General features: G+C 41.6%; 22 protein-coding genes and 2 pseudogenes. 10 read left to right on the top strand and 14 right to left on the bottom strand.

Going from position 1 to position 23,968, the window contains the following annotated elements:
• Positions 1 to 5: 5 nt before the first annotated feature.
• The 6 genes from rsxD to CKV74_RS08285 all read right to left on the bottom strand — a co-directional run bounded on the left by rsxD (position 6) and on the right by CKV74_RS08285 (position 7,884).
• Positions 6 to 1,088 (bottom strand): electron transport complex subunit RsxD, encoded by a 1,083-nt coding sequence (rsxD, locus tag CKV74_RS08310; RefSeq protein ID WP_095177000.1) that lies wholly within the window; start codon positions 1,086 to 1,088, stop codon positions 6 to 8.
• A gap of 23 nt (positions 1,089 to 1,111) precedes the next feature.
• A complete protein-coding gene (rsxC, locus tag CKV74_RS08305; protein ID WP_095176999.1) occupies positions 1,112 to 3,550 on the bottom strand; it encodes an electron transport complex subunit RsxC in 2,439 nt (812 codons plus the stop codon).
• Positions 3,551 to 4,129: an electron transport complex subunit RsxB gene (gene rsxB / locus CKV74_RS08300; RefSeq protein ID WP_007243634.1), complete on the bottom strand. Its 579-nt coding sequence runs from the start codon at positions 4,127 to 4,129 to the stop codon at positions 3,551 to 3,553.
• A 67-nt stretch (positions 4,130 to 4,196) separates the two neighbouring features.
• The gene (rsxA, locus tag CKV74_RS08295; RefSeq protein WP_007243584.1) at positions 4,197 to 4,775 is read right to left on the bottom strand and encodes an electron transport complex subunit RsxA; all 579 of its coding nucleotides are present in this window, start codon (positions 4,773 to 4,775) and stop codon (positions 4,197 to 4,199) included.
• A 210-nt stretch (positions 4,776 to 4,985) separates the two neighbouring features.
• The gene (gene yccS / locus CKV74_RS08290) at positions 4,986 to 7,151 is read right to left on the bottom strand and encodes a YccS family putative transporter (protein ID WP_007243585.1); all 2,166 of its coding nucleotides are present in this window, start codon (positions 7,149 to 7,151) and stop codon (positions 4,986 to 4,988) included.
• A gap of 73 nt (positions 7,152 to 7,224) precedes the next feature.
• The gene (locus tag CKV74_RS08285) at positions 7,225 to 7,884 is read right to left on the bottom strand and encodes a curli polymerization inhibitor CsgI-related protein (RefSeq protein ID WP_007243650.1); all 660 of its coding nucleotides are present in this window, start codon (positions 7,882 to 7,884) and stop codon (positions 7,225 to 7,227) included.
• A 110-nt stretch (positions 7,885 to 7,994) separates the two neighbouring features.
• Between CKV74_RS08285 and CKV74_RS08280 the strand changes: the two genes are divergently transcribed.
• The 5 genes from CKV74_RS08280 (at position 7,995) to cspD (ending at position 9,964) form a co-directional block, all read left to right on the top strand.
• Entirely contained in the window at positions 7,995 to 8,273 is a 279-nt protein-coding gene (locus tag CKV74_RS08280; protein ID WP_007243619.1) for an acylphosphatase, read from the top strand.
• A 141-nt stretch (positions 8,274 to 8,414) separates the two neighbouring features.
• The gene (locus tag CKV74_RS08275; RefSeq protein ID WP_007243592.1) at positions 8,415 to 8,738 is read left to right on the top strand and encodes a YqcC family protein; all 324 of its coding nucleotides are present in this window, start codon (positions 8,415 to 8,417) and stop codon (positions 8,736 to 8,738) included.
• Positions 8,731 to 9,441, top strand: coding sequence for a tRNA pseudouridine(65) synthase TruC (gene truC, locus CKV74_RS08270; protein ID WP_164703791.1), 711 nt, complete (start codon positions 8,731 to 8,733; stop codon positions 9,439 to 9,441). Before CKV74_RS08275 ends, truC begins: the two co-directional genes overlap by 8 nt.
• Positions 9,442 to 9,444: 3 nt before the next feature.
• Complete coding sequence (locus tag CKV74_RS10495) at positions 9,445 to 9,609, top strand: YoaH family protein (protein WP_164703790.1); 165 nt, start codon at positions 9,445 to 9,447, stop codon at positions 9,607 to 9,609.
• 145 nt (positions 9,610 to 9,754) lie between these two features.
• Positions 9,755 to 9,964 carry a cold shock domain-containing protein CspD gene (gene cspD, locus CKV74_RS08265; protein WP_007243621.1) on the top strand — a complete coding sequence of 70 codons (210 nt, stop codon included), beginning with the start codon at positions 9,755 to 9,757 and terminating at the stop codon, positions 9,962 to 9,964.
• An 85-nt stretch (positions 9,965 to 10,049) separates the two neighbouring features.
• On the opposite strand, the gene matP is transcribed toward cspD, so the two are convergent.
• Positions 10,050 to 10,499, bottom strand: coding sequence for a macrodomain Ter protein MatP (gene matP / locus CKV74_RS08260; RefSeq protein ID WP_007243638.1), 450 nt, complete (start codon positions 10,497 to 10,499; stop codon positions 10,050 to 10,052).
• A gap of 142 nt (positions 10,500 to 10,641) precedes the next feature.
• Here matP and CKV74_RS08255 point away from each other — a divergent pair, with 142 nt between their 5' ends.
• Positions 10,642 to 12,405, top strand: coding sequence for an AAA family ATPase (locus CKV74_RS08255; RefSeq protein ID WP_164703789.1), 1,764 nt, complete (start codon positions 10,642 to 10,644; stop codon positions 12,403 to 12,405).
• Positions 12,406 to 12,573: 168 nt separating this feature from the next.
• Positions 12,574 to 13,107: a bifunctional 3-hydroxydecanoyl-ACP dehydratase/trans-2-decenoyl-ACP isomerase gene (fabA, locus tag CKV74_RS08250; protein WP_007243588.1), complete on the top strand. Its 534-nt coding sequence runs from the start codon at positions 12,574 to 12,576 to the stop codon at positions 13,105 to 13,107.
• A 167-nt stretch (positions 13,108 to 13,274) separates the two neighbouring features.
• Here the strand turns inward: fabA and ybaK are convergent, their stop codons facing one another.
• On the bottom strand, positions 13,275 to 13,748 hold the full coding sequence (ybaK, locus tag CKV74_RS08245; protein ID WP_095176996.1) for a Cys-tRNA(Pro) deacylase: 474 nt from the start codon (positions 13,746 to 13,748) through the stop codon (positions 13,275 to 13,277).
• A gap of 78 nt (positions 13,749 to 13,826) precedes the next feature.
• Here ybaK and CKV74_RS08240 point away from each other — a divergent pair, with 78 nt between their 5' ends.
• The 3 genes from CKV74_RS08240 (at position 13,827) to CKV74_RS08230 (ending at position 16,522) form a co-directional block, all read left to right on the top strand.
• Positions 13,827 to 14,780: an oxidoreductase gene (locus CKV74_RS08240; protein WP_007243617.1), complete on the top strand. Its 954-nt coding sequence runs from the start codon at positions 13,827 to 13,829 to the stop codon at positions 14,778 to 14,780.
• A 15-nt stretch (positions 14,781 to 14,795) separates the two neighbouring features.
• Positions 14,796 to 16,103, top strand: a complete 1,308-nt coding sequence (locus CKV74_RS08235; RefSeq protein WP_007243628.1) for an NCS2 family permease — start codon at positions 14,796 to 14,798, stop codon at positions 16,101 to 16,103.
• A gap of 62 nt (positions 16,104 to 16,165) precedes the next feature.
• On the top strand, positions 16,166 to 16,522 hold the full coding sequence (locus CKV74_RS08230; RefSeq protein WP_005696059.1) for a DsrE/DsrF/TusD sulfur relay family protein: 357 nt from the start codon (positions 16,166 to 16,168) through the stop codon (positions 16,520 to 16,522).
• Between the two features lie 201 nt (positions 16,523 to 16,723).
• Here CKV74_RS08230 and CKV74_RS08225 read toward each other — a convergent pair whose 3' ends face one another.
• The 6 genes and pseudogenes from CKV74_RS08225 to CKV74_RS08200 all read right to left on the bottom strand — a co-directional run bounded on the left by CKV74_RS08225 (position 16,724) and on the right by CKV74_RS08200 (position 23,839).
• Entirely contained in the window at positions 16,724 to 19,852 is a 3,129-nt protein-coding gene (locus CKV74_RS08225; protein WP_095176995.1) for a type I restriction endonuclease subunit R, read from the bottom strand.
• Positions 19,853 to 19,936: 84 nt separating this feature from the next.
• A pseudogene (locus tag CKV74_RS08220) lies at positions 19,937 to 20,170 on the bottom strand (hydroxyacid dehydrogenase); the annotation flags it as partial.
• 88 nt (positions 20,171 to 20,258) lie between these two features.
• Positions 20,259 to 20,789: an REP-associated tyrosine transposase gene (locus CKV74_RS08215; RefSeq protein WP_007243643.1), complete on the bottom strand. Its 531-nt coding sequence runs from the start codon at positions 20,787 to 20,789 to the stop codon at positions 20,259 to 20,261.
• A 91-nt stretch (positions 20,790 to 20,880) separates the two neighbouring features.
• Positions 20,881 to 20,973, bottom strand: a pseudogene (locus CKV74_RS10665) (restriction endonuclease subunit S); the annotation flags it as partial.
• A gap of 76 nt (positions 20,974 to 21,049) precedes the next feature.
• The gene (locus tag CKV74_RS08205; RefSeq protein WP_095176994.1) at positions 21,050 to 22,207 is read right to left on the bottom strand and encodes a restriction endonuclease subunit S; all 1,158 of its coding nucleotides are present in this window, start codon (positions 22,205 to 22,207) and stop codon (positions 21,050 to 21,052) included.
• Between the two features lie 84 nt (positions 22,208 to 22,291).
• Positions 22,292 to 23,839 carry a type I restriction-modification system subunit M gene (locus CKV74_RS08200; protein WP_095176993.1) on the bottom strand — a complete coding sequence of 516 codons (1,548 nt, stop codon included), beginning with the start codon at positions 23,837 to 23,839 and terminating at the stop codon, positions 22,292 to 22,294.
• Between the last annotated feature and the right edge of the window lie 129 nt (positions 23,840 to 23,968).

The raw sequence follows: 23,968 nt of genomic DNA, 5'->3' as shown, positions 1-23,968 counted from the left end.
CACACTCATGATTTTTTCCCCTTCACAGCATAACCGGCCACCCGTGGGCGGGTGTAGTGATCAATCAATGGCACACAAATGTTTGCCAATAACACGGCAAAGGCTACACCGTCGGGATAGTTACCGAAGTAACGGATTAAATAGACTAATAACCCGATTAATCCACCAAATACTAGTTTTCCACGAGGTGTAATAGATGCTGTGACAGGATCTGTAGCAATAAAAAATGCGCCAAACATCATGGCTCCGCTTAATAATTGACTAATTACGCTTAGATGATGTTTTCCCAAAAAGGCGGTAATGATTGCCAAGCACATGAAACTTACTAGCATTGCTACGGGAATTTGCCAATGAATGGCTTTCTTCCAGATTAAGAATAGACCGCCTAGTAAGAAGGCAAGATTGATTTGCCACCAGCCGGTAGCCAAATCACTACCATTTTGTAAAATCGGCAGTTGTACAAATTGATGGAAAACCTCTGGGCCACCCTGATGCAGGGAATAGAAGATTTTGGCGCTATCTAACGGTGTTGCTTGGGTTATTCCATCGATTGAATGTAGCAATTGTGACAGGGTAAAGCCATCGGTCGTCACATTATTAAAAATAAGGGAAAGTGCATCCGGGAATGTCGGTGGTTCCTGTAATAACGCAATTGGCGGAATCCAGGTTGTCATCTGCAATGGGAAAGAAATTAATAACACCACATAACCGACCATAGCCGGGTTAAAAGGATTTTGTCCTAATCCACCATATACATGTTTCCCCAATAGCACAGCGCAAGCGGTACCGATTAGAATTACCCAATAGGGCGCATAGGGTGGAATTGCCATCGCAAGAATAAGCGCGGTTAATACCACACTAAAATCCCCGATATAAAAAAGCGTTGGTTTTTTACGTAGTTTGGTTACTCCAAATTCCAATAGAAGGGCACAGCTCACAGCTAATAGGATTTGAATCAACACACCAAAACCAAAGTAATATAACTGGGCGGCCAGTGCCGGTAACATAGCAAGGATCACCCAAAGCATAATTCGGGCTGTGAGTTTGCCGGAATGCACATGGGGTGAGCTGGTCATATTTTTAAACATGGATCTATCTCAATTTCTTTATTTTATTGTTGCTTGGCGGCATCCATAGCCGCTTTTTTCGCTTTAGCGCGAGCAATAGCGGCCGCGACAGCGGCTTTCTTCGGATCAGTCTCATCGGTTGTCGATACAGTTTCCATTGGCGTTCTTTCAGCAACAGCAGTAGTGCTATCAGTTTGAGCCGCTTTTTTCGCTTTAGCACGGGCAATGGCAGCCGCGACAGCCGCTTTCTTTGGATCAGCCTCATCGGTTGTCGATGCAGTTTCCATTGGCGTTCTTTCTGCAACAGCTGTGGTGCTATCAGCTTGAGCAGCTTTTTTCGCCTTAGCGCGAGCAATAGCAGCCGCGACAGCGGCTTTCTTCGGATCAGTCTCATCGGTTGTCGATGCAGTTTCCATTGGCGTTCTTTCAGCAACAGCTGTGGTGCTATCAGCTTGAGCCACTTTTTTCGCCTTAGCACGAGCAATGGCTGCCGCAACAGCGGCTTTCTTCGGATCAGTCTCATCGGTTGTCGATGCAGTTTCCATTGGCGTTCTTTCAGCAACAGCAGTGGTGCTATCAGTTTGAGCTGCTTTTTTTGCTTTAGCACGGGCAATGGCAGCCGCGACAGCGGCTTTCTTCGGATCGGTTTCAGCCGCTATTGATGCCGTTTCTGTTACTGTATTTTCAGCAACAACAGTGGCAGCACTATTGAGTTGAGCTGCTTTTTTTGCCTTAGCACGGGCAAGTGCTGCGGCAACAGCGGCTTTTTTATCATCGCTTGCTGAATCATTTGTTGCCGTTGATGAGGTATCAACTTGTGTTGATTTTTCAGTTTCCGCAGCTTGTTTGGCTAAGCGTCGGGCTTTGCGTAAGGCCATTAATTGTGAATTATCCGGTTGAACTTCCCCTTGTTCGGAAATCACCGTTTTAATTTCAAGTGGCGTATTTTCAGCTTGTTTGGCTTTTAACCGAGCAAGTGCAGCTGCAACCGGGTCTTCGCCTTGGTTTTGTGCGACTTCTTGGCGGCGATTTTCTGCCGCTTGTTGGGTGCGGGCTTTACGCGCCTCTTGTTCCCGTTCCATACGGGCCTGTTTGGCTTCAAAACGGGCTTTAGCTTCTGCTGCCTTAATTTCTTTTTCTTTGATTTCCCAAATTTTGGCTTTTTCTTGGCGGAAATATTGGATCAGTGGAATATGGCTTGGGCAAACATAGGCACAAACTCCACACTCAATACAATCTTTGAGAGAATATTCTTCAGACTTTTTGTGATCTTCACTACGTGCAAACCAATAGAGCTGTTGCGGCATTAAATTAACCGGACAAGCATCGGAACAGGCAGAGCAGCGAATACAGGATTGTTCAGGTTCAGGTTCGCCGTATTCGAAATGATCCGGTGCAAGCAGACAGTTGACGACCTTGCTTACCGGTGCTTTTAAATCAAAGAGCTGTAGGCCCATCATCGGCCCGCCGGCAAATACCGGAAAACGAGCATCGAATTGATAGCCATAATGCGCTAATAATTCATTAATTGGGGTACCTAAACGCACCCAATAATTTCCTTTTTGGCTAATTTTATCGCCGGTCAGGGTGACTACGCGTTCAATCAATGGCTCATCGTCAATTATCGCTCGCTTAATTGCAAAAGCCGTTCCGACATTATGCATCAATACACCGATATCTGAAGAACGGCCACCGGCCGGCACTTCCATACCGGTTAGTACATAAATCAATTGTTTCGCGGCACCGGAAGGGTATTTGGTTGGAATGATCCGCAGTTCGATATCATCGGCACCATTGAGATGACGTTTTAACGCGCTAATAGCCTCCGGTTTATTGTCTTCAATGGCGATCACGACTTTTTCCGGTCTTAGCAGATAACGCAAAATACGTACACCTTCCAAGATTTCGTCGGTGTAATCACGCATTAGGCGATCATCGCAACTAATATAAGGTTCGCATTCAGCAGCATTGATAATTAATAGCTTGACCTTAGATTCCGCAGAATGGATTTTTGCCGCAGTTGGAAATACTGCGCCACCTAGCCCGGCCACTCCAGCTTGATAAATCCGCTCTACTAATTGTTGCGGTGGCAGATGTAGATAGTCGGCTAAGGGGGATTGTTCACGCCATTGATCTAGGCCGTCAGCCTCGATATGCACCATTATTTCCGTAAGACCTGAAGGGTGGGCTGCCACATAAGGCGCAATATCTTTTACAAGGCCGGAAGTAGGGGCGTGAATCGGCAACTCGCGTAGCCCATCACCTTGGGTGAGTGGTTGGCCTTTGAGCACGCGATCGCCGACTTGTACCAATAAACGCCCCGGATTGCCGGCATGTTGTTTAACTGGCACATAAAAATCTTTGCTTAAAGGAGCTGCACTAATCGGTTGGTGATTGGATTGTGCTTTCATTTCAGGAGGATGAATTCCACCTTTAAACTGCCAAAGTTTACCGCTGGCAAAACGACTTAATACATCGGCCATTTATTCCCCCACCACTAATTTTTTCTCATTATCAGTGGTATTTACCACGGGAATTACCAATTTAGCATCGAATTTCCAGTTCCAATTATCCACTTGCGGTTTTACATCAATCATTTTTATACAATCCGTCGGGCAAGGTGCTACGCAAAGGGTACAGCCGGTACAAAGATCGGCGATGACTGTATGCATGGCTTTATTGGTACCAATAATGGCATCGACCGGACAGGCTTGAATACATTTGGTGCAACCAATGCACATTTCTTCATGGATTAGGGCAACTTGGGTCACCGGCTCTTCTTGTGCATCACCGCTAGGTACATCAACGCCCATAATCTCAGCGATCTTCACTATCGTAGGTTGTCCACCGGGTATGCATTTGGTGATGCTATCGCCATTGGCAATGGCTTCGGCATAAGGGCGACAACCGGGATAACCACATTGTCCGCATTGGCTTTGCGGCAAAATCGCATCGATTTTATCCACCACGGGATCGGCTTCGACCTTAAGTTTGATAGAGGCATACCCCAAAATAGCCCCAAATAGTAGCGCCAACAAACTGATGGCAAGTAACAGATACATTATTTCTTCTTATTCCAAAACAAACCGATAAAAATTACCGTAACGGTAATGGCAAATAACCAATAAATCATTTCACTAATCCTGTGAAGCCCATGAAAGCCAAGGACATTAATCCGGCAGTGATCAAGGCAATAGACGAACCACGAAATGGCAAGGGCACATCAGCGGCTGCTAAGCGCTCGCGTAACGCGGCAAATAGCACCAATACCAAAGCAAAACCGGCGGATGCGCCAAAACCGTAAACCACTGATTCGGTGAGGTTATGCGCTAAATTTACGTTCAATAACGCAACGCCTAATACGGCACAGTTGGTGGTGATAAGCGGAAGGAAAATACCCAAGAGACGATATAGGGTTGGGCTGGTTTTATTGATCACCATTTCGGTAAATTGCACCACCACAGCGATCACCAAAATAAATACCAAGGTGCGTAAGAAAAGCGCATTAAATGGCATTAACAGATAATGATCCACTAAATAGGCACACAGGGAGGCTACGGTTAACACAAACATCGTCGCCAATCCCATGCCGAGTGCGGTTTCAATTTTTTTCGATACGCCCATAAAAGGACAAAGCCCCAAAAATTTAACCAACACGAAATTGTTAATCAGCGCGGTGCCGATGATAAGAAGAAGATAATGTGTCATGCGATAGCCTCAAATGTAGACCGCGTATTATGCGGATTTTATCGCCTTAGAACAATAGGAAATTTGGGGTACATAGACGGCCTTTAAAGGGGGCTAAATGTGACATCTAAACGCCCCCTTGGATTACTGCTTTTTATTAAAAATAACATGTAAGTTATTGATTTTATTGATGTTGAATAAAAACTTAAATCAAATGTGACATTTTACTGTTTAACCAGCCGACTGTTCGTTCATTAAAGGCAAATCGGCCGTTGGGTGAAAGTATTGGTAAATTTGCGGCAATAACTGGGCAATCAAATTTAATTGTTGCAAGGGTTGGCTGAAAGCGGCTTTTTCTGCGGCCTGGCTTTCATCCCATTGGATTTCCTTCAACCCTAGCTCGATATTGAGTTGTAATTTATCAAATACTTCAGGGGATAATTTTTCAATATTTTCTAACACATACAGCACTTTTTTAGCGCAAGGATAGAAACCGGCCAAGAATTGGGTGCTTTGCTGCAAACGACTCATTTTTTGTCGATATGCCCCTAATGCGGAAATATAGCTGAGCAATGAGTAATTCATTTTCAGTAAATCAAATCCCTGTTGCAAATAGCTCTGATATTTGTCCGGTTCATTGTTCATATTGGACAGGGTGGCACTGAGGGCTGCCGCATATTGATGGGCGTTACGGCGCGCAATGCGATATTGCAGATCATTGGATTGGCCAAATTGTAATTGGCTTAAAATATGTAATAGATATTGCGCATCACTATAGATAGCCTGACGGCTGACCTTATCCAGTTGCAAATATTTCCAATCGGGCCATAGATAGGAAACGGCCACCCAAGAAATGGCTGTACCAATCAGGGTGTCGAGTAGGCGCGGTAATAATGCGGCTTCACTACTAAGACCGGCTACATCGAAGCTAATCAATACCTGTAAGGTAATAAAGAAGGTGGAATAGCTATAATTATTACTGCGGAAAAAGAAAAATAGGGTATTGGTTAACACCAATAGTCCTAATTGCATTTCCAGGGTTGGATTTAAATAAGGCAATGCGGAGCCGACTAATACACCCAAAATCGTTCCCACAATCCGTTGCCGTAAACGGCTTTTTGTGGCGGAGTAGTTGGGTTGGCAAACAAATACGGCGGTGAGCAAAATCCAGTAGCCCAAGTTAAATTGGAAAAATTCTACAATTGAACAGCATAGCAAAACTACCAACGACAGGCGCACTGCGTGGCGGAATAATTGGGATTCAAAGGTGCAATTCTCTAGGATGGCAGCAACGATATTTTTTAGGCCGGTAATTTGCACTTCATAGATCTGGGCATATTTTTCCTGATCCGGATTATCCTGCTCTAATTGACGTAATTGCCAGTTGATACTTTGTAGGTTATCCAACAGTGTTTGAATTGCGGTTAGCTCATCGGCATCCGGATGTTGGCGAGCGTACAATTCAAAGGATTGCATGGTGCCTTGCAGGGCTTTATCAACCCGCAGATTGTAGTGATAAGGTTGATTTTGTCGTAATGCAGCGGTCATTTCATGGCAGGCTTGAGCCTGTAATTCCCAAAGACGCTGAATACGGAAAATTAAATCGGTATTTTTGAGGGTTTCGGCTAATTGTTGATAATCAAAATGGCTGGAGTTGGCCCGTTCATGAATATCTTGAGCGATAAAGTAATAGCGCAACATTCGTTGGGTGCGAGGATGGCGATGTTGTCCCCGAATACGGTGAAACAAGGCTGTGCGAACTAAATTAAAGGCGCTTACTACATTGGCATTTTTCATCGCCACATTCAGTTGCTTGTGTTCAATTTGCTCAATTTCATCGGGATCGAAAAAGGTGGATTTAGCATCTAAATATTCACCCAGGGCACAGAAGGCTTTGGCGACGTTTTCTTGCACCGGACGATTGGGAAAAAACAGATAAACAATGAGTGTGACTACGCTATACAACAATGTGCCGAGCAGGATCATTAAAGGATTAATAAACCAACTTTGCTGATTATCGGGTAAGTAGGTGAGGGTGGTATAGACTGCGACTACTAGTGTTCCAAAAGCGATGGTGTTATAGCGTGGCCCAACCGCACCAATCATGGTAAAAATAAAGGTTATTGCGGTCATCAGCAAAATATATTGGAGCGGTTGTCCGATATTTAGCTGTACGATAAAAGTGGAGATAGAAAAAGCCACGAGGGTATAAAACACATTTTTTAAACGACCAGTTAGGCGATTGTCCAAATCCACTAAACCACCGGCAATAATCCCCAAAACTAAGGGCATGGCCTGTGCCGAAATATCAAATGCCCAAATGCCGACAGCCGCCAAATTGAGTGCAATAAACACCGGAATGGCTGCAATGACTTTCGCATTTAGCCAACGATTCATGCTTTTTCCTTCTTCAGTTGATGTAATAAAAAAGTGAGCCTAAAGCCCACTTTTCTTTCTTATTGTTAACAAATTATTTTTGTTTTTTAGCCCAGTTCAAGAAACGGGTTTGGGTTTCTTTATCGGCTTGTTGGAACCAATATTGTAATTGTTGTTCAGCAACATTTTCCCCTTGCACCACAATTTTGCCTTTGCTGGCTTTAGTGGAGGCAACACCCGGCATTGCGGCCGCATTACCGGCAGCAAAAGCGGCAACTGCAGCTGGTGCGTTAGAGGCGTTATATTCCGCTAAATCGCTTACTACGTTGGCCGTTGGGAAAAGCCCTTCTTGTTTTAACACATCCACTTTAGCATCAACAGCTTGACCGGATTTGGTGGTAACGGTGATGGATGGGGCTTTGTTGAATTTTTCAGCATCGTCTTTAGAACGAATGGTTGGTGCGGTAATTTGTAAATCTTGGCTGTTACCTTGGAAAGTCACGATAATTGGCGAGGATTCAAATAATTCTTGGTTATTGGCTGAACCAAGCACTTCTGATAAACGAACTACGGCCTGGTGGGTTTGACCTGCTTCGGCGTTAAATGAAGTGGTATTTTTTAGCAAGGATTTAGAGGCTTTTTGGCCATCTACGGCTAAAACGGAAAGATTGGATGACGCATTGACCATCCCTGCCATTGAGCTGCCGCTGGCTGTGAGTACTGCCAAACCCAGTGCAATTGCGCGTAATTTCATAATTACTCCTTTTATATTTATAAATGAAACAAGTGGTTGCGTATGCTATGCTAATTTTCATCAAATGGAAATAGGCAAAAGGCCGAATTTTGTATGTTTATGGAGCAATCATGATAGCAGGCAAATTTCAAGTGTATGGGCGTGTGCAAGGCGTCGGATTTCGTTACTTTACTTGGCGGCAGGCACAAAAACTAGGGGTGTACGGTACGGTGCGCAATTGTCTAGATGGTAGTGTTGAGGTGATTGCCCAAGGAACACCGGAAGCTGTCGCTCAATTATCGACTTGGCTTCACCAAGGACCGCCAAGTGCTAATGTAGAACGGGTTTTACAATCGGATATTGAGATGCGCGATTACCCGGATTTTCGCGTATTACATAGTTGGGATTAGACATTTAGCGCTAAAACGCCCCATCAATTTTCTACGTTTTTCTTTAAATAACACCTAAGTCATTGATTTTATTAGGGTTGATTTTAAAACTTAAAATTCGTCCGTTTTTTGCGTAGAATGCGCGCCTTTTGGGAGAATGAGATGCAGCAACAAACCAGAGAGCATTTGCAACAATTGCAAATCGTCATGCAGCGTCTGCAATTATGGCAGACCAATCCACCGGCGCCGGCCGCCTTTATTAGCGAACAACCTTTTGCGTTGGATACCATGGAACCGACTGAATGGTTACAGTGGATTTTTATTCCCCGCATGCATGCCTTATTAGACAGCGGTGCTGCATTGCCGAGTCAAATTGCCGTTTCCCCTTATTTGGAGGAAGCAATGGCCGAATTTGAGGCATTGTCAGAATTATTAGAACCGTTGCGCCAATTAGAAGAATTACTGCAGAATCAACAAGATGCTTGAGATTTTATATCAAGATGAAGTGCTGGTGGCGGTGAATAAACCGGCCGGAATGTTGGTGCACCGCAGTTGGTTGGATACCCACGAAACGCGTTTCGTTATGCAAACCTTGCGAGATCAGTTGGGGCGTCATGTATTTCCGATTCACCGCTTGGATCGGCCGACTTCTGGCGTATTGCTCTTTGCCTTGGATAGTGAAACCGCCAATTTACTGTGCCAACAATTTGCCGAGAAAACGATGGAGAAATCCTATTTGGCGATTGTGCGCGGTTATTTATTGGGGGAAGGACGGATTGATTATCCGTTGAAACCTCGACTAGACAAAATTGCCGATAAATTTGCTGAAACCGATAAACAGCCACAACTGGCAATTACCGATTATTGTGGTTTACAGACCGTGGAAATGCCTTACGCAGTGGGGCGTTATGCGACCAGTCGCTATTCCTTAGTACGTCTTTTCCCGCAAACTGGCCGTAAACATCAGCTACGGCGACATCTAAAACATATTTTTCACCCAATTTTGGGTGATACCCAATATGGTGATCTGCATCAGAATCGAGCATTGACAACCCATTGTGGGGTAAATCGTTTATTTTTACATGCTGAAATGTTACGTTTTTGCCACCCTTACAGTCATGAGATGGTGGAAATTCGGGCTGATGTAGATGAACAATGGCAAAAACTCATAGAAATTTTTGGTTGGTAGATTATGTTTGATATTCATTTAACCCACGAACAACAGCAAAAAGCGGTGGAACAAATTCAGCAATTAATGGCGCAAGGAATAAGTAGCGGAGAGGCTATTCAAATCGTCGCCAAAGCATTGCGTGAGATTCACGGTAAAGCGGAAAACGAAAAGACAAGGGAAAAATAAAATATTTTGTGATCAAGTTATCATTTTTTGAGATTGTCAGTTGAATACATAGATGAAATCGTTGAGTATACGCCCCAACAAGTTAAGGGGATAAGGCTTCCACCTTATTATTTATCTGTATTATGGCGTTGCCTAGAGGTTCAGTATGGAAATTGGAGTAGTTAAATGGTTTAACAATGCAAAAGGATTTGGGTTCATCTCCGCCGAAGGTGTGGACTCCGATATTTTTGCACATTATTCGGTGATTGAAATGGATGGATATCGCTCTTTAAAAGCCGGTCAAAAAGTGCAATTTGACGTGATCCATGGGGATAAAGGTTCCCACGCCACAAAGATTATTCCGATAGTGGAATAAACCGAACGCGTAAGCGTTCAAAAAATCTTCTCTATTTAGCGTAACTCAAAGGCAAGGTTTAAAAACCTTGCCTTTTTTATTGCAGTTATTTTTTCAGTAGATTTTTCAAGCCCGCTTTCATTGCGGTCATTTGGCTTTCATACAAGGCCTTACTTTCCCGTTCATCAATCATATACATGATGGTTTCAGATAGAGTCATTTTCATTTTTTGGGAATAGCGCGACAAACGAAACCAAACCGCATATTCCAAATCGATAGATTTTTTCTTGGTGGATTGTTTTTCCGCATTGAAAAAGCGTTTACGGCGGGCACGAATCGCTTGATCTAATTTTACCGGTAAATCGGCTGAGAGATGGTTACTAATCCATTCTTCGATTTTTTCCGGATAATTTTGGCATTCGATTAATTCCTGTACTTTGCTTTCTTCTAGGCTATTTTCCGCATAACGGGTGATTTTTTCGCCTTCGCGATGTTTGCGAATTAAATAGCTCCATTTCCAACTGGCTTCTTGGTTTTCAAGTTTTTGATATCTCATAATTTCGTATTCTTTAGTGACGTGGTAACCGAACCAATGTTACGCGTTTTAAAGGGATTTTTCCAGCAGATTTTTATAACGGATTCTCACTGGGGAACAACTATGCGATAATGCAGATAATTTTTTTAACCAGAGATATCTTGTGACCTCCAGCGCCTTTCTAGAACAAGCCTTAAATTGGCAATCCTTGCAACCTGAATTAACCTTAAATCAACTTTCACCGGAAAAAGTCGGCTTTTGGGATTTGCAGCCAAATGCAGCTCAAGCACTTTCCTTATTTTTAGCCCATCCGAAACGCTCTTTATTTATTTTAAAAATTGATGAAGCGGCTGAATATCAAGCCTTACTGAGTCAGTTTATAACCGAGATACGCCCAACTCCAGATGCGATTTTTGGAGTGAATTATCAGGTTGAGCAAGGGGATTCCTTTTCTTTTCCGCAGGTTTATGTTGAGCCGGCTCAAGATCTCACCGACAACTTTGCCTCTCAAGGCGAGGTCATTACAGCGTTAAATTGCGATCAGTTTCAGCTTTTTGGCAAGGTGCGTCAGCATCCAAGTTCGCAGGATATTTTATTAAGCAAAGGTTTGGTACACCAAGCAAACGGCGGTGTGTTAATACTGAGCGCTGCATGCCTGCTAAATCAATTTGATTTATGGCAACGCTTAAAACATCTGTTACAAACCCAGACCTTTGATTGGCAATCGGCTCATCCTTTTAAAGCGCTGCCTTGTGATATTCCAAGTATGTCGCTTGATTTAAAAGTGATTATTTTGGGAAATCGCACGGAAATTGCGACCTTAGGTGAATTGGAAGAGGCTCTTTATCAATTTGCCGATTATGCGGAAATTGAAAGTTATTATTCCATTGCCGAAATGGAAAACCAGCAAACTTGGGCGAATTATGTGTTATGTCAAGCCGCTGAATTAGCATTAGATCTGGACTCCGGAGCATTAAATAAAATCTATCAATTATTGGTACGGGAAAGTGAAGATCGCTTATTAATCGATATTTCACCGCTAACCATTCGTGAAATGTTACTGAATGCTGCGACGTTGTCACAAAAACAAACCTTAACCGCCGACGATTTTGAAGCCGTTTTCCAGCAAAAACGTCAACAACATGGTTTTTTGCGGGAGCGAACCTATGCCGATATTCTCAACGAGCAAATTTATGTGGAAACTGATGGTGAAATTGTTGGCCAGATTAATGGCCTATCGGTGATTGAATATCCGGGCACACCGGTTTGTTTTGGCGAGCCTTCGCGGATTAGTTGTTTGGTGCAATTTGGTGATGGTGAAGTCGTCGATGTAGAACGTAAAAATGAATTAGCGGGTAATCTCCACGGAAAAGGGATGATGATTTCTGAAGCTTGCCTTGCCGGAATTTTAGATTTGCCTTCCCAATTACCTTTTTCCGCGTCTTTGGTATTTGAGCAATCCTATGGTGAGATTGATGGCGATAGTGCTTCTCTAGCGATTTTTTCCGTGTTGATTAGCGCGCTTGCCGATTTACCGTTGCCACAAAATATTGCAATTACCGGCACCATTGATCAATTTGGATTGGTGCATGCGGTTGGTGGGGTTAACGATAAAATCGAAGGCTTTTTCACAATTTGTCAGCGTCGCGGTTTAACCGGAAAACAAGGAGTCATTATTCCTGCCACAACCATACAGCAACTCAGTTTATCCAACGATGTAGTTGAGGCGGTAAAAAACGAGCAATTCTTTATTTATCCGGTGGAAGATATTTATCAAACCGCCAGCATTTTGTTTGATCGTGATTTGTTGGAAGAAAAAGAAGATTATGCCAAGGACAAAGAACCGATTTCCCGCTTAATTCAAAAACGTATTGCATTCCGTTCGGAAACGCCGAAAAAAGGATGGCTGGATTTCTTTAAATCCTAATTGAAAAAAGCGAACTTCGGTTCGCTTTTCTTTTATATCTTGTCGTTTACTGACTGCTCCGACAACTTTAGCTAACAACTGTTCGCTATTTACTTCATTTAAGTTTCCCCATAGAATGCGCGACTATTGCTTAATCCCAAGCAAAATCAGTTTAATGAGGAAATCACAATGCCAAACACTTGTACACCAAACATCAAAAGTAGCTATACCTATGAAGATTTATTAGCTTCCGGTCGCGGCGAATTATTTGGTAAAGAAGGTCCACAACTCCCGGCTCCGACCATGTTGATGATGGATCGTATTGTAAAAATGACCGAAGACGATGGTGCTTTTGGCAAAGGATATATTGAAGCCGAGTTAGACATTCACCCGGATTTACCGTTTTTTGCTTGTCACTTTATCGGTGATCCGGTAATGCCGGGCTGTTTAGGCTTAGATGCGATGTGGCAATTAGTCGGTTTCTTCCTTGGTTGGGTTGGCGGCAAAGGTAAAGGTCGTGCATTAGGTGTAGGTGAAGTGAAATTTACCGGACAAATTCTCCCAACTGCGAAAAAAGTGATTTATCGCATCAATATGAAACGTGTAATTAACCGTAAATTGGTAATGGGAATGGCTGATGGTGAAGTGGAAGTTGATGGTCGCGTAATCTATACTGCAACCGATTTAAAAGTGGGTTTATTCCAAGATACTTCCAGCTTCTAATTGATTTGAATCGTAAAAAAGCCGCATTGTTGATGCGGCTTTTTATTTAGCCCTGTCACGAAAATTTGTTTTTTATATGGGTCCTATAAAAATCAATAGGTTAGGTTGGTTTTTAACTAAAATAAACAAATTATATCGGGCATTTTTATGTCACATTGCTAAATGACTTAATCCACAATATCGATAAACTCTGCGTTTAATACGGTGGCTAAGTCCTGTGGCGCTAATTCTACACTCAATCCCCGTTTTCCACCGGACACATAAATAGTTTGAAACTCCAATGCCTCGGAATGAATAACAGTTTTCACCCGTTTTTTTTGTCCTAATGGGCTAATGCCACCCACCAAATATCCTGTGCTTTTTTGTGCAGCCTCTTTATCTGCCATTTCAACCTTTTTCACACCAACGGCTTTTGCCGCTTTTTTTAAATTCAACATATTGGCCGTTGAAAGAACAAAGCAGGCCAGCTTTTTCTGATCACCATTTTCTGCAACCAATAGGGTTTTAAAGGACTGATGGGGATCAAGACCGAGTTTTTCAGCGGCTTCATCGCCAAAATGAGTGTTGTTTGGGTCGTGATCATAGGTATGCAAAGTGAAAGGGATTTTATGTTTTTTTAATAAATCAATTGCCGGAGTCATGCTATTTCCTTCTATATTTAGCGGGGTAATTTCGGTAGAATGCCGCGTTCGAAAAAATATTCTACAGTGGAGAGAAAAATGGACGCAAGCCTAAATATTGCCATCGCAGCAGAATTTGAACTATGCGAAAAAATTGCCGAAGCCCTTGAGCAAACTCAGTTGGAAATAGAGAAAGTTTCCATTGTGGAAATCTATCCCTTTGAAGAAGAGCAAGCAGTGCGTTTTCGTAATAAAGCCGTTGCTCAATTAGCGCCCGAAGAGGTTGAATGGGAAAGTGTTAATTATCTGTTGTTTGCCGGTCAAATCGAACAAGCGCCACTGTTAGCCCAAGCGGCAGAAAGCGGCTGCGTAGTCGTGGATTTAAAAGGTATTTGTTCCGCATTATCCGATGTACCGGTTGTAGTACCAACCATTAATGAGCAAGCTCTCACGGAGTTAAGACAACGTAACATTGTTAGCTTGCCGGATCCACAAGTGAGCCAACTGGCTCTATCTCTAGCTTCTATCACACAGCAAACGAATTTAACTCAGGTTTTTGCAACATCACTTTTGCCGGCTTCTTATACCAATGGAGAAACCGTTAATAAACTGGCCGGGCAAACTGCACGTTTACTCAATGGTATGCCACTAGAAGAGGGGGAAACCCGCTTTGCTTTTGATGTTTTTCCACAGCAAGCCACGAATTTAAATCTGCAATTACAAAAAATCTTTCCGCAGTTGGACAATGTGATTTTCCATCAAATTCAAGTGCCCGTATTCTACGGCATGGCACAAAAAGTGACCGCACTTTCAGATTATGAATTTGATTATCAGCCCCAACAAAGCGAATTGATTGAATTACACGATAGCCTTATTACGCCTGTGATTAACGGTGAAAATGAAAATGGTGAAGACAGCGTAAAATTGCATATCAGCCAACAAAGTGCGGTTGAAAATGGGATTGAATTTTGGACGGTTGCCGATGAGCAACGTTTCAACATCGCCTTATTGGGCGTGAAATTGCTTGAAGCTATTTATTATCAAGGTTATTAATTGAAGGGAAAACCAATGCAACAATCGTTACTTGAACGGCTTTTTTCAATTAAAGAAAAGGGCAGTACTACTAAAACTGAAATTATCGCCGGTATCACCACCTTTTTTACAATGGTGTATATCGTATTTGTGAATCCATCCGTATTAGGCGATGCCGGCATGGATAAACAGGTCGTGTTCGTCACCACCTGTTTAATTGCCGCACTAGGCACTATCGCCATGGGCTTATTCAGTAATTTACCGATTGCTCTCGCACCCGCCATGGGGCTAAATGCGTTCTTCGCTTATGTAGTTGTCGGCAAGCTGGGATATTCATGGGAAGTGGGCATGGGCACTATTTTCTGGGGCTCTATCGGTTTATTCGTGTTAACCTTATTCCAAATCCGTTATTGGCTTATGGCTTCCATTCCGCTTTCACTACGGGTGGGAATTGGTGCCGGTATCGGCTTTTTTATTGCGTTAATTGGCTTTAAAAATATGGGATTGGTTGTAGCCAATCCGGCGACCTTGGTTGCGTTAGGCAATTTACATGATCCGAAAGTCTTGCTTGGTGTATTAGGCTTTTTCATTATCGTGGTCTTAGCCGCCCGCAATATTTTTTCCGGTGTATTAATTTCTATTGCGGTAGTGACTGGATTAGCGCTTTTAGTTGATGATCAAGTCATGTTCCAAGGCATTGTTTCTATGCCGCCAAGTCTAGGCGCGGTCGTGGGTAAAGTGGATATTGCCGGCGCGTTAGATACAGCTTTGCTTGGCATTATTTTCTCCTTCCTACTGGTGAATCTATTTGACTCATCGGGCACTTTGCTGGGCGTTACCGATAAAGCCGGTTTCAGCGATGAAAAAGGCCGTTTCCCGAAAATGAAACAGGCCCTGTATGTGGATAGTGTCAGTGCAGTAGTGGGTTCTTACATCGGCACATCGGCTATCAGTACCTATATCGAAAGTGGCGCCGGCGTTTCCGTTGGCGGTAGAACCGGTTTAACGGCTGTTACAGTCGGTGTCTTATTCTTACTCACGATTTTCTTTTCTCCGCTTGCTAGTGTGGTACCGGCTTATGCAACAGCCGGAGCATTGGTGTATGTAGGGATTTTAATGGCATCCAGTCTTATTCGTGTGAGCTGGGAAGATTTAACTGAAGCCACTCCGGCCTTTATCACCGCGGCCATGATGCCATTTACCTATTCCATCACTGAAGGGATTGCCTTTGGCTTTATTAGCTATTGCGTGATGAAGGTAGGTACGGGTAGAATACGCGAGGTCAACGCCCCGGTGTGGGTGGTGTCTTTATTGTTTGTAGCCAAATTCGTTTGGGTTGGCTAATTTCATAGAGGCGTAATTTATTACGCCTTCATTTTTTATAGCATTGCAACAAGGAGTGCGTTATGCAAAATATTCTTTTTATCGTCAATGATTCCACATACAGTGGAGAAAAAACCTTCAATGCGGTTCGTTTCGCTATTAATATGAAAGAAGAGCACAGCAAGGATGTAAATATCAAATTATTTTGCTTTTCTGATGCGATTTTATGCGGTATCGCAGGACAAAATCCAAATGAAGGGTTCAATATCCAACAACTTATCGATATTTTAGCGGCACAAGGTGCTGAAATTAAACTTTGCACCAGCTGCGTAAAAGCTCGTGGTTTATTAGATGCTAAATTAATCGATGGCGTTACCCTCGGTACTTTAGACGATGTCTCCGAATGGACATTATGGGCCGATAAAGTATTAACTTTCTAATCCCAAACGCAGAACAATAAAAAAGGTGCTAATCGAAAGATTGCACCTTTTTTATTTACTTTCCCCACCCAAGCCTCCACGGCTTATGGCCAAAATCGGCATTTAAACCCGATAAAATCCATTTTTAAATTATTACTGATAAAATCAATGACTTACGTGATATTTTGGCAAAAACTTTTATTTTTAATGGGGCGTTTTAAGCTAAACCGCTCCACCAATCCCAACAAACTTCTCAACAAAGGCAACGATCTTTTGGAAAATGCTTTGTTTTTTCGTGAGATATTGCGGATTAAGAGGACTCATTTTCGGTAGGGTATCATTTAAATCCGTACCTTGTTCGCTAGCATATCCGCGTTTTAAGGACACGTTAATATAGCGCTTCGCGGCATCAATATTCAGGCCTTCACTGCTAATTAATTCGTCAGCTTCTTTCTGTTGCTCTTTTTGGGCAAATTGGAAGAAGGATTCAATAATACCGGCTTTATCGACAATGCTATCTAAGTCAGTTTGATTGATAAAATCTACGATCAGACCTTCTTTGGCTCGATTACCTAGACTCGCTCGGATAGTGGTTCGAATTTCATCAATCAGCTCAGCTTTATTTTTCATTTTCTTGTTGTGTTCAAAAATCAATTCTAAGATGTAATCCAGATTGATTTCTTGGGATTTTAATAAATCCACTTCAAACACCACATCATCCCAATCAATGGTCGATTTTGCTTTTTCCTCGCCATCTTTTTGACGACGGAGCCAATCCCGAATATCGTTGTATGTCGAACGGTAATTTTGAATGCTACGTTCGCTTGGCATATCAATAGGTTGCATTTCAGCAAAAGCTTCGTCCGTTAAATAATATTTTTCTTTAAAGGCTTCAACGGCTTTTGCATCGCTGGTATCGAGCGCTTGAAATGCCTGCAAAGCAGCGAACTCATCGTAGTTTTGCAGAATATTTTCAACTCGCAAATATTCACCAAATAATTTCACAAAGTCTTTTTTGTCTTTTTCCGTTTGAATTTCATCAGGATCCGGGAAGCGTTCTTGCAATTCAGCAATAACCTCTAAATACCCACGACGGGCCACACCCGAATCGGTAAAGCCTTCCATATATTCTTGGTAACTTTTTTCCAAAACGACATTGCGCGTATTGGATTTACCGAAAAGGGTAATCGCATCAATGGTATCTTGTTCCAAGTCGCGGAAGGTTACAATGTTGCCGAAACTTTTGGTGCTGTTGTAAATGCGATTTGTACGAGAATAAGCTTGAATCAAACCATGGTAACGAAGATTTTTATCCACAAATAACGTGTTTAAGGTTGGCGCATCAAAACCGGTTAAAAACATTCCAACGACAATCAGTAAATCCACCTCTTTGTTTTTGACGCGTTTGGCGAGATCACGATAGTAGTTTTGGAACGATTTACCATCCACATCATAGCTTGTCGCAAAATAGCCGTTGTAATCATCAATGGCAGATTTTAAAAATTCCTTAGCAGAGGAGTTCATTGCCTCCACTTCAAAACTTTCATCGACAATATCGCCAATCGCATCTTGTTCTTCGTTTGCCGCAAAAGAGAAGATCGTTGCAATCTTCAGCGGATTTGGAACTGTGCTTTGTAAACGTTTAAAAGTTTGGTAGTAAACTTTGGCCGCATCCACACTACTTACCGCAAACATGGCATTAAAGCCATTGTTACCGGCATTAAAGCGATGGGTCTTTTGTTTGAAATTATCTAGAACATATTGGGCAATTTGCTCAATACGTTTAGGTTGTAAAAAGGCTTGTTTTTTCTCGAGTTTTGTTAGCGCTTCAAGATTTTTTTCGGTTTCAATACTCTTGAATTGTGGCCGAACATCATTGTAATCCACTTTAAATTTCAGCACTTTTTCGTCACGAATCGCATCGGTGATAATGTAAGAGTGGAGTTGGATTCCAAACACGCTTTCTGTAGTTTCCGCACCTAGGGCGTTACCTTTACGAATTAATTTTCCATCAATAATGTCATCGCCAAAAATCGGTGTGCCAGTAAAACCAAATTGATAGTATTTTTTGAATTTTCTTGTTAGATTTTTTTGTGCTTCACCAAATTGAGAACGATGGCATTCATCAAAGATAAACACGACCTGTTTATCGTAAATCGGTAACTTATCTTCCGATTTCATCAGGTTGTTGAGCTTTTGAATGGTGGTAACAATGATCTTATTGTCGTCCTTTTCGATATTGCGTTTTAGCCCCGCCGTACTTTCCGAACCATTCACGCTATCTGGTGAAAAGCGTTGGTATTCTTTCATGGTTTGATAGTCCAAATCCTTTCTATCAACCACGAAGAATACTTTTTCAATAAAGTCTAATTCCGTTGCAAGGCGTGCAGCTTTAAAGCTGGTAAGCGTTTTACCTGAGCCGGTGGTGTGCCAAATGTAGCCACCACTTTCTTTATTGCTCCAATTTTTCGCCTGATATGAACTTTTAATTTTCCATAAAATACGCTCGGTGGCGGCTATTTGATAGGGGCGCATAATCAATAGGGTGTTAGAAACATCAAACACGCAGTAATTTACCAACACATTAAGCAGGGTATGTTTTTGCAAGAATGTCGCCGTAAAATCCTTTAAATCTTTAATCAGAGTATTTTTTGCCGTAGCCCAATTCATTGTGAAGTCGTAGCTGTTCTTATCGCGTTTGGTGGTATTGGCAAAATAACGGGTATCCGTGCCATTAGAAATGACAAAAATCTGAATATATTTAAAGAGAGAATTTTCTTTATTGAAACTTTCTTTGCTGTAGCGGTGAATTTGATTAAAGGCTTCACGAATAGCCACACCGCGTTTTTTCAGTTCGATATGCACAAGCGGTAAACCATTGACCAAAATCGTCACATCATAACGATTGTCATAGCTGCCGGTTTGTTCAAATTGATTGATAACTTGCAGGGCATTATTGGCAAGATTTTTCTTATCTAGCAGATAAATATTCTGAATGTGTCCATCATCAAACACAAAATCATAAATATAGTCATCATGAATTTTACGGGTTTTCTCGATTAGACTATCGCTCGGTTTATCTAAATATTCTTCTAAAAAACGTCGCCATTCCGCATCAGAGAAAACTACATTATTCAATCGTTGTAATTGCGCTCGTAAATTTTTAACCAAATCATCATGATTATTGAGACCCTGCAAATACTCATAGCCTTGCGCTTGTAAATCACGAATAAATTCACGCTCAAGTCTCCCTTCCGTTTGGTAACCAGCATTAGGCTCTTCAACAAACTTATTATATTGATCTAAAACGATAAAATTATTGGATTCGGCGATGGTTTTATATTGGGTCATAAGGGTTCCTTAATTCTTTTGCTTTTTCAGATCTTTTTGCCAGTTTTCTAAACTTTCTAAATCTTCAGTATCTATTTACAATGTTTTTGCCTGATATTGCTTACCATTCTGGGCAGTTATTAAGTAATCCTTAATAACTGAAAACTCATCTAACTCTTTGTCTTGTAATATATTTTTTATATGAGTGGTTATATTTGGTACAGAGGTGTCAAAAAGTTCGGAAAGCTGATTTTGGGTTAGCCAGGCCTCATTTTCAACAACTAATAAAGCAACGTGGGATTTGCCGTCATCGGTGTTGTAGATGATTAAGTCGTTCATTATTTCTTCTCAAATTTGTAGGGTGGGCTAAAGCCCACCGTTTTATTTATTTGTTAATTGGTGGGCTGAAGCCCATCCTACGGTATTGTTATATATCGCCTTTAATTTTCAAATCTGGGTTGCCTCCCCAATCTTCAGGATAGATCTCTGCTTTCACATCACGATGGAAGGAAGAATACGGCCAATCTTTTACTACCTCAACATAGCCGTGTTTCACAGGATTGTAATAAATATAATCCAAATGATTCGCCAAATCTTTATCATCACGAATTAAATGCTCCCAAAATCGGCGTTGCCAAATACCTGATTCTCGATATTTTTGTCTATTTTTATTAAATTGTCGGCATTCTTTGGGAAGTTGTCGTGTAAATTGTGTTTTTAAATATGCGATACGTATTGCGTAATTATCATCATTTTCAGGTAATTGCATCAGTAAATGAATATGATCGGGCAAAATACAAATTGCTACTGTTTCGAATGGATAATGTTCACAAGTTTGTTTATATGCAGATCTAAATTCATTGATATAGTCAGTTAGATAAGATTTTGCCCTATCTTGTAAAACAATTGTGAAAAAATACAATCCACCTTTAGTAAAATCGCGGCGATAATTAGGCATATATTATTCCAAATTGTAGTTTTGTAGGGTGGGCTTTAGCCCACCGTCTTATTTATGATTGTTAATTGGTGGGCTGAAGCCCACCCTACGGTTACGAGAAATTTAATAATAATTCCCTGTAATATTCATACCGCTTTTGGCTTTGCTCAATCGCTAAAGGCAAGCCTTCGGTGATGGAGTTAGTGCGTTTTGTAGGGTGGGCTTTAGCCCACCGTTTTATTTATGATTGTTAATTGGTGGGCTGAAGCCCACCCTACGGGTTACGAGAAATTCAATAACAATTCCCTGTAATACTCATACCTCTTTTGGCTTTGTTCAATCGCCAGCGGCAAGCCTTCGGTGATGGAATTGGTTAAAGTTTCAAATTTATCTAAGATTGAAATGATACGTTGCTGTTGTTCGAATGTAGGTACGTCAAACTCATATTGTAAAATTGCAGCTTTATCTCCTCGAGGCATTTTGGCACCTTTTGAATATTTAACGTTGTATTCAAAGAAATGTTCATTTGCCAATATATGATAAAGATAGCGAGGAAGAATGTTTTCGTCTGTTAAGCGTATAACTAACACATCTCCATTTGTTCCTCCTTTTCGATCCGATAGCCAAATTTTTCTTAAATAGGGACGAATATTTCCAATCAAAATATCATTAGGAAGATACTCAATAAACGCACCATCAGTTGGTACATAATTGGAGCTTGTTTTACCGAGTTTGTTTTGAAGTAAATTTTCTACACCTACATAATTTTCTTTATCCAACTTATCAGCCAAGATGCGTACTTTTGCATAAATTGCCACATCAATAAGTTTCTTCTTCGCCCCCCCCATATTTAATTGCTCTAAACTATCGAAAGATAACAATTTCTCCCGATAGTATTCATACTGCTTCCGGCGTAGTATAAGCTCGCTGGTAAGCTCGCTGGTAAGCGCTGTCAATGCGTCCAAAATTTTTACGATTTCGGTTTGGACGGGGAGTGGGGGGATGGGGATTAGGATTTTTTCCATCTGGTGGCTCATTAGTTTGGGATTTCCCATACCTGAATAAACATGATTCTTTGCTTCAATTGAGAGCCAATAAAATAAAAATTTATAGTTTAGTTCAAGGTTATTTTGAATTTTTATCAAGCCACAAACATTTGTGATTGAGAATTTTCCTGACCGATAAAATACTGTTCCTGCATTAGCACCATCAGTAGTCCAACTAACAAATTCTCCATCGAAGTCGAATGAGTTTATTTTTCCAATTTCACCATTATTGACAGTTTGAGAACTATATACCGGATAATCACCTAAATTATCAGCTAAATACTCCTTTGATATAACTCTCCCTCTTGTCAAAGATGCTACTTTAATTAAAGGCTTCCACTCAACCTCAGCCCCATCCAATAATTTTTCTAAAAAAGTGCGGTTGTTTTTCATGGTATTTTTTGTTGTTCCTCGTAGGGTGGGCTTCAGCCCACCGCCAGTTATCGTAAATTGGTGGGCTAAAGCCCACCCTACATTTTATCCCTCAATCTCCGCCACAATTTTGTCAATTTCAGCACGTAAGCGGTCGATATTGGCAACAGTTTGTTTAATTTCTGCGTTGAGTTTATCGATATCAATCACTTCTCGGGTGTCTTCTTGTTCTACATAAGAACTCACCGCAAGGTTGTATTCATTGTTAACGATTTCTTCAAAGGACACGGATTTGGCTAAATGCGGGACATCTTCTTTATCGGCAAACAGTTTGAGAATTTGCTCAATATGCTCCTCTTCCAAAAGGTTATTATTGGTGGCGGATTTAAATAAACCGCTGGCATCAATAAATTGGGTTTGGGTATCGGGTTTATGTTTGGAAAGCACCAAAATATTCACCGCAATACTGGTGCCGAAAAAGAGATTGGGCGCTAAGGCAATTACCGTTTCTACATAGTTATTATCCACCAAATATTGACGAATTTTTTGCTCCGCACCGCCGCGATAAAAAATGCCGGGGAAGGAGACAATCGCCGCACGACCTTTTGCTGAAAGATAGCTCAATGCGTGCAAAATAAAGGCAAAATCCGCTTTGGATTTCGGTGCAAGCACACCAGCTGGGGCGAAGCGTTCATCGTTAATTAACGTCGGATCGTCTGAGCCAATCCATTTCACGGAGTAAGGTGGGTTAGAAACGATAGCATCGAAGGGTTTATCCTCACCAAATTGCGGATTCATTAAGGTGTTGCCAAGGGCGATATCAAACTTGTCGTAGTTGATGTTATGCAAAAACATATTCATACGAGCAAGGTTGTAAGTGGTGTGATTAATTTCCTGCCCGAAGAATCCTTCTTCAATAATGTGTTCATCAAATTGTTTTTTTGCTTGCAATAATAAAGAACCAGAACCCGCCGCTGGGTCGTAAATTTTATTGACCTTATCTTGTCCATATAAAGCCAGTCGAGCAATTAGCTTGGAAACGCATTGTGGTGTAAAGAACTCGCCACCTGATTTACCGGCATTAGCGGCATAGTTGGAAATTAAAAATTCGTAAGCATCGCCGAATAAATCAATATGATTATCTTCAAAGTCACCAAAATCTAACTCGGCAACGCCTTTTAATACAGCAGCTAGACGGCTGTTTTTATCGGCAACGGTATTGCCCAAGCGGTTGCTGGTGGTATCAAAATCAGCAAATAAACCTTTGATATCCTGTTCGGAAGGGTAGCCAGTAGCGGAGTTTTCAATATCTGTAAAAATACTTTTTAGGTCTGTATTTAAATTCGGATTAGTATTGGCTGTTGCCACGACATTTTTAAATAGCTGGCTTGGATAAATGAAGTAACCTTTTGCTTTGATGGTGTCTTCTTTGATCGCTGCAATAATAGGGGCGTCATCATTAAAAGTAGAATAATCAACGCTATCATCGCCACCTTCAATATAGTTAGCAAAGTTTTCGCTGATAAAACGATAGAAAAGCGTACCCAAAACATACTGTTTAAAATCCCAACCATCGACGGAACCGCGTACATCATTAGCGATTTGCCAAATACGGCGTTGAAGTTCTGCGCGTTGTTGAATTGCTGCTGCCATAAAATCCTCTTATTTTTTAGGCTAGACATAGCCCATTGAATCTGCATCAATTTCTGATTTGAAAATGGCGCTCATTCTAGCGCATTTATCGCGCTTTCTGAAAATGTAAAAGCATTTCTGGTAATAAAT

Source organism: Haemophilus pittmaniae, assembly GCF_900186995.1.
GTDB lineage: Bacteria > Pseudomonadota > Gammaproteobacteria > Enterobacterales > Pasteurellaceae > Haemophilus_D > Haemophilus_D pittmaniae.
This window is presented reverse-complemented; position numbering and strand designations above follow the sequence as displayed.

Bases quoted from the DNA above. Each gene is read 5' to 3' on its own strand.
- CKV74_RS10495 (WP_164703790.1), top strand. From the start codon at position 9,445: ATGTTTGATATTCATTTAACCCACGAACAACAGCAAAAAGCGGTGGAA.
- rsxA (WP_007243584.1), bottom strand. From the start codon at position 4,775: ATGACACATTATCTTCTTCTTATCATCGGCACCGCGCTGATTAACAAT.
- fabA (WP_007243588.1), top strand. From the start codon at position 12,574: ATGCCAAACACTTGTACACCAAACATCAAAAGTAGCTATACCTATGAA.
- CKV74_RS08205 (WP_095176994.1), bottom strand. From the start codon at position 22,207: ATGAAAAACAACCGCACTTTTTTAGAAAAATTATTGGATGGGGCTGAG.
- CKV74_RS08235 (WP_007243628.1), top strand. From the start codon at position 14,796: ATGCAACAATCGTTACTTGAACGGCTTTTTTCAATTAAAGAAAAGGGC.
- CKV74_RS08240 (WP_007243617.1), top strand. From the start codon at position 13,827: ATGGACGCAAGCCTAAATATTGCCATCGCAGCAGAATTTGAACTATGC.
- cspD (WP_007243621.1), top strand. From the start codon at position 9,755: ATGGAAATTGGAGTAGTTAAATGGTTTAACAATGCAAAAGGATTTGGG.
- CKV74_RS08225 (WP_095176995.1), bottom strand. From the start codon at position 19,852: ATGACCCAATATAAAACCATCGCCGAATCCAATAATTTTATCGTTTTA.
- CKV74_RS08200 (WP_095176993.1), bottom strand. From the start codon at position 23,839: ATGGCAGCAGCAATTCAACAACGCGCAGAACTTCAACGCCGTATTTGG.
- CKV74_RS08230 (WP_005696059.1), top strand. From the start codon at position 16,166: ATGCAAAATATTCTTTTTATCGTCAATGATTCCACATACAGTGGAGAA.
- CKV74_RS08215 (WP_007243643.1), bottom strand. From the start codon at position 20,789: ATGCCTAATTATCGCCGCGATTTTACTAAAGGTGGATTGTATTTTTTC.
- CKV74_RS08275 (WP_007243592.1), top strand. From the start codon at position 8,415: ATGCAGCAACAAACCAGAGAGCATTTGCAACAATTGCAAATCGTCATG.
- rsxC (WP_095176999.1), bottom strand. From the start codon at position 3,550: ATGGCCGATGTATTAAGTCGTTTTGCCAGCGGTAAACTTTGGCAGTTT.
- matP (WP_007243638.1), bottom strand. From the start codon at position 10,499: ATGAGATATCAAAAACTTGAAAACCAAGAAGCCAGTTGGAAATGGAGC.
- rsxD (WP_095177000.1), bottom strand. From the start codon at position 1,088: ATGTTTAAAAATATGACCAGCTCACCCCATGTGCATTCCGGCAAACTC.
- rsxB (WP_007243634.1), bottom strand. From the start codon at position 4,129: ATGTATCTGTTACTTGCCATCAGTTTGTTGGCGCTACTATTTGGGGCT.
- yccS (WP_007243585.1), bottom strand. From the start codon at position 7,151: ATGAATCGTTGGCTAAATGCGAAAGTCATTGCAGCCATTCCGGTGTTT.
- ybaK (WP_095176996.1), bottom strand. From the start codon at position 13,748: ATGACTCCGGCAATTGATTTATTAAAAAAACATAAAATCCCTTTCACT.
- CKV74_RS08285 (WP_007243650.1), bottom strand. From the start codon at position 7,884: ATGAAATTACGCGCAATTGCACTGGGTTTGGCAGTACTCACAGCCAGC.
- truC (WP_164703791.1), top strand. From the start codon at position 8,731: ATGCTTGAGATTTTATATCAAGATGAAGTGCTGGTGGCGGTGAATAAA.
- CKV74_RS08280 (WP_007243619.1), top strand. From the start codon at position 7,995: ATGATAGCAGGCAAATTTCAAGTGTATGGGCGTGTGCAAGGCGTCGGA.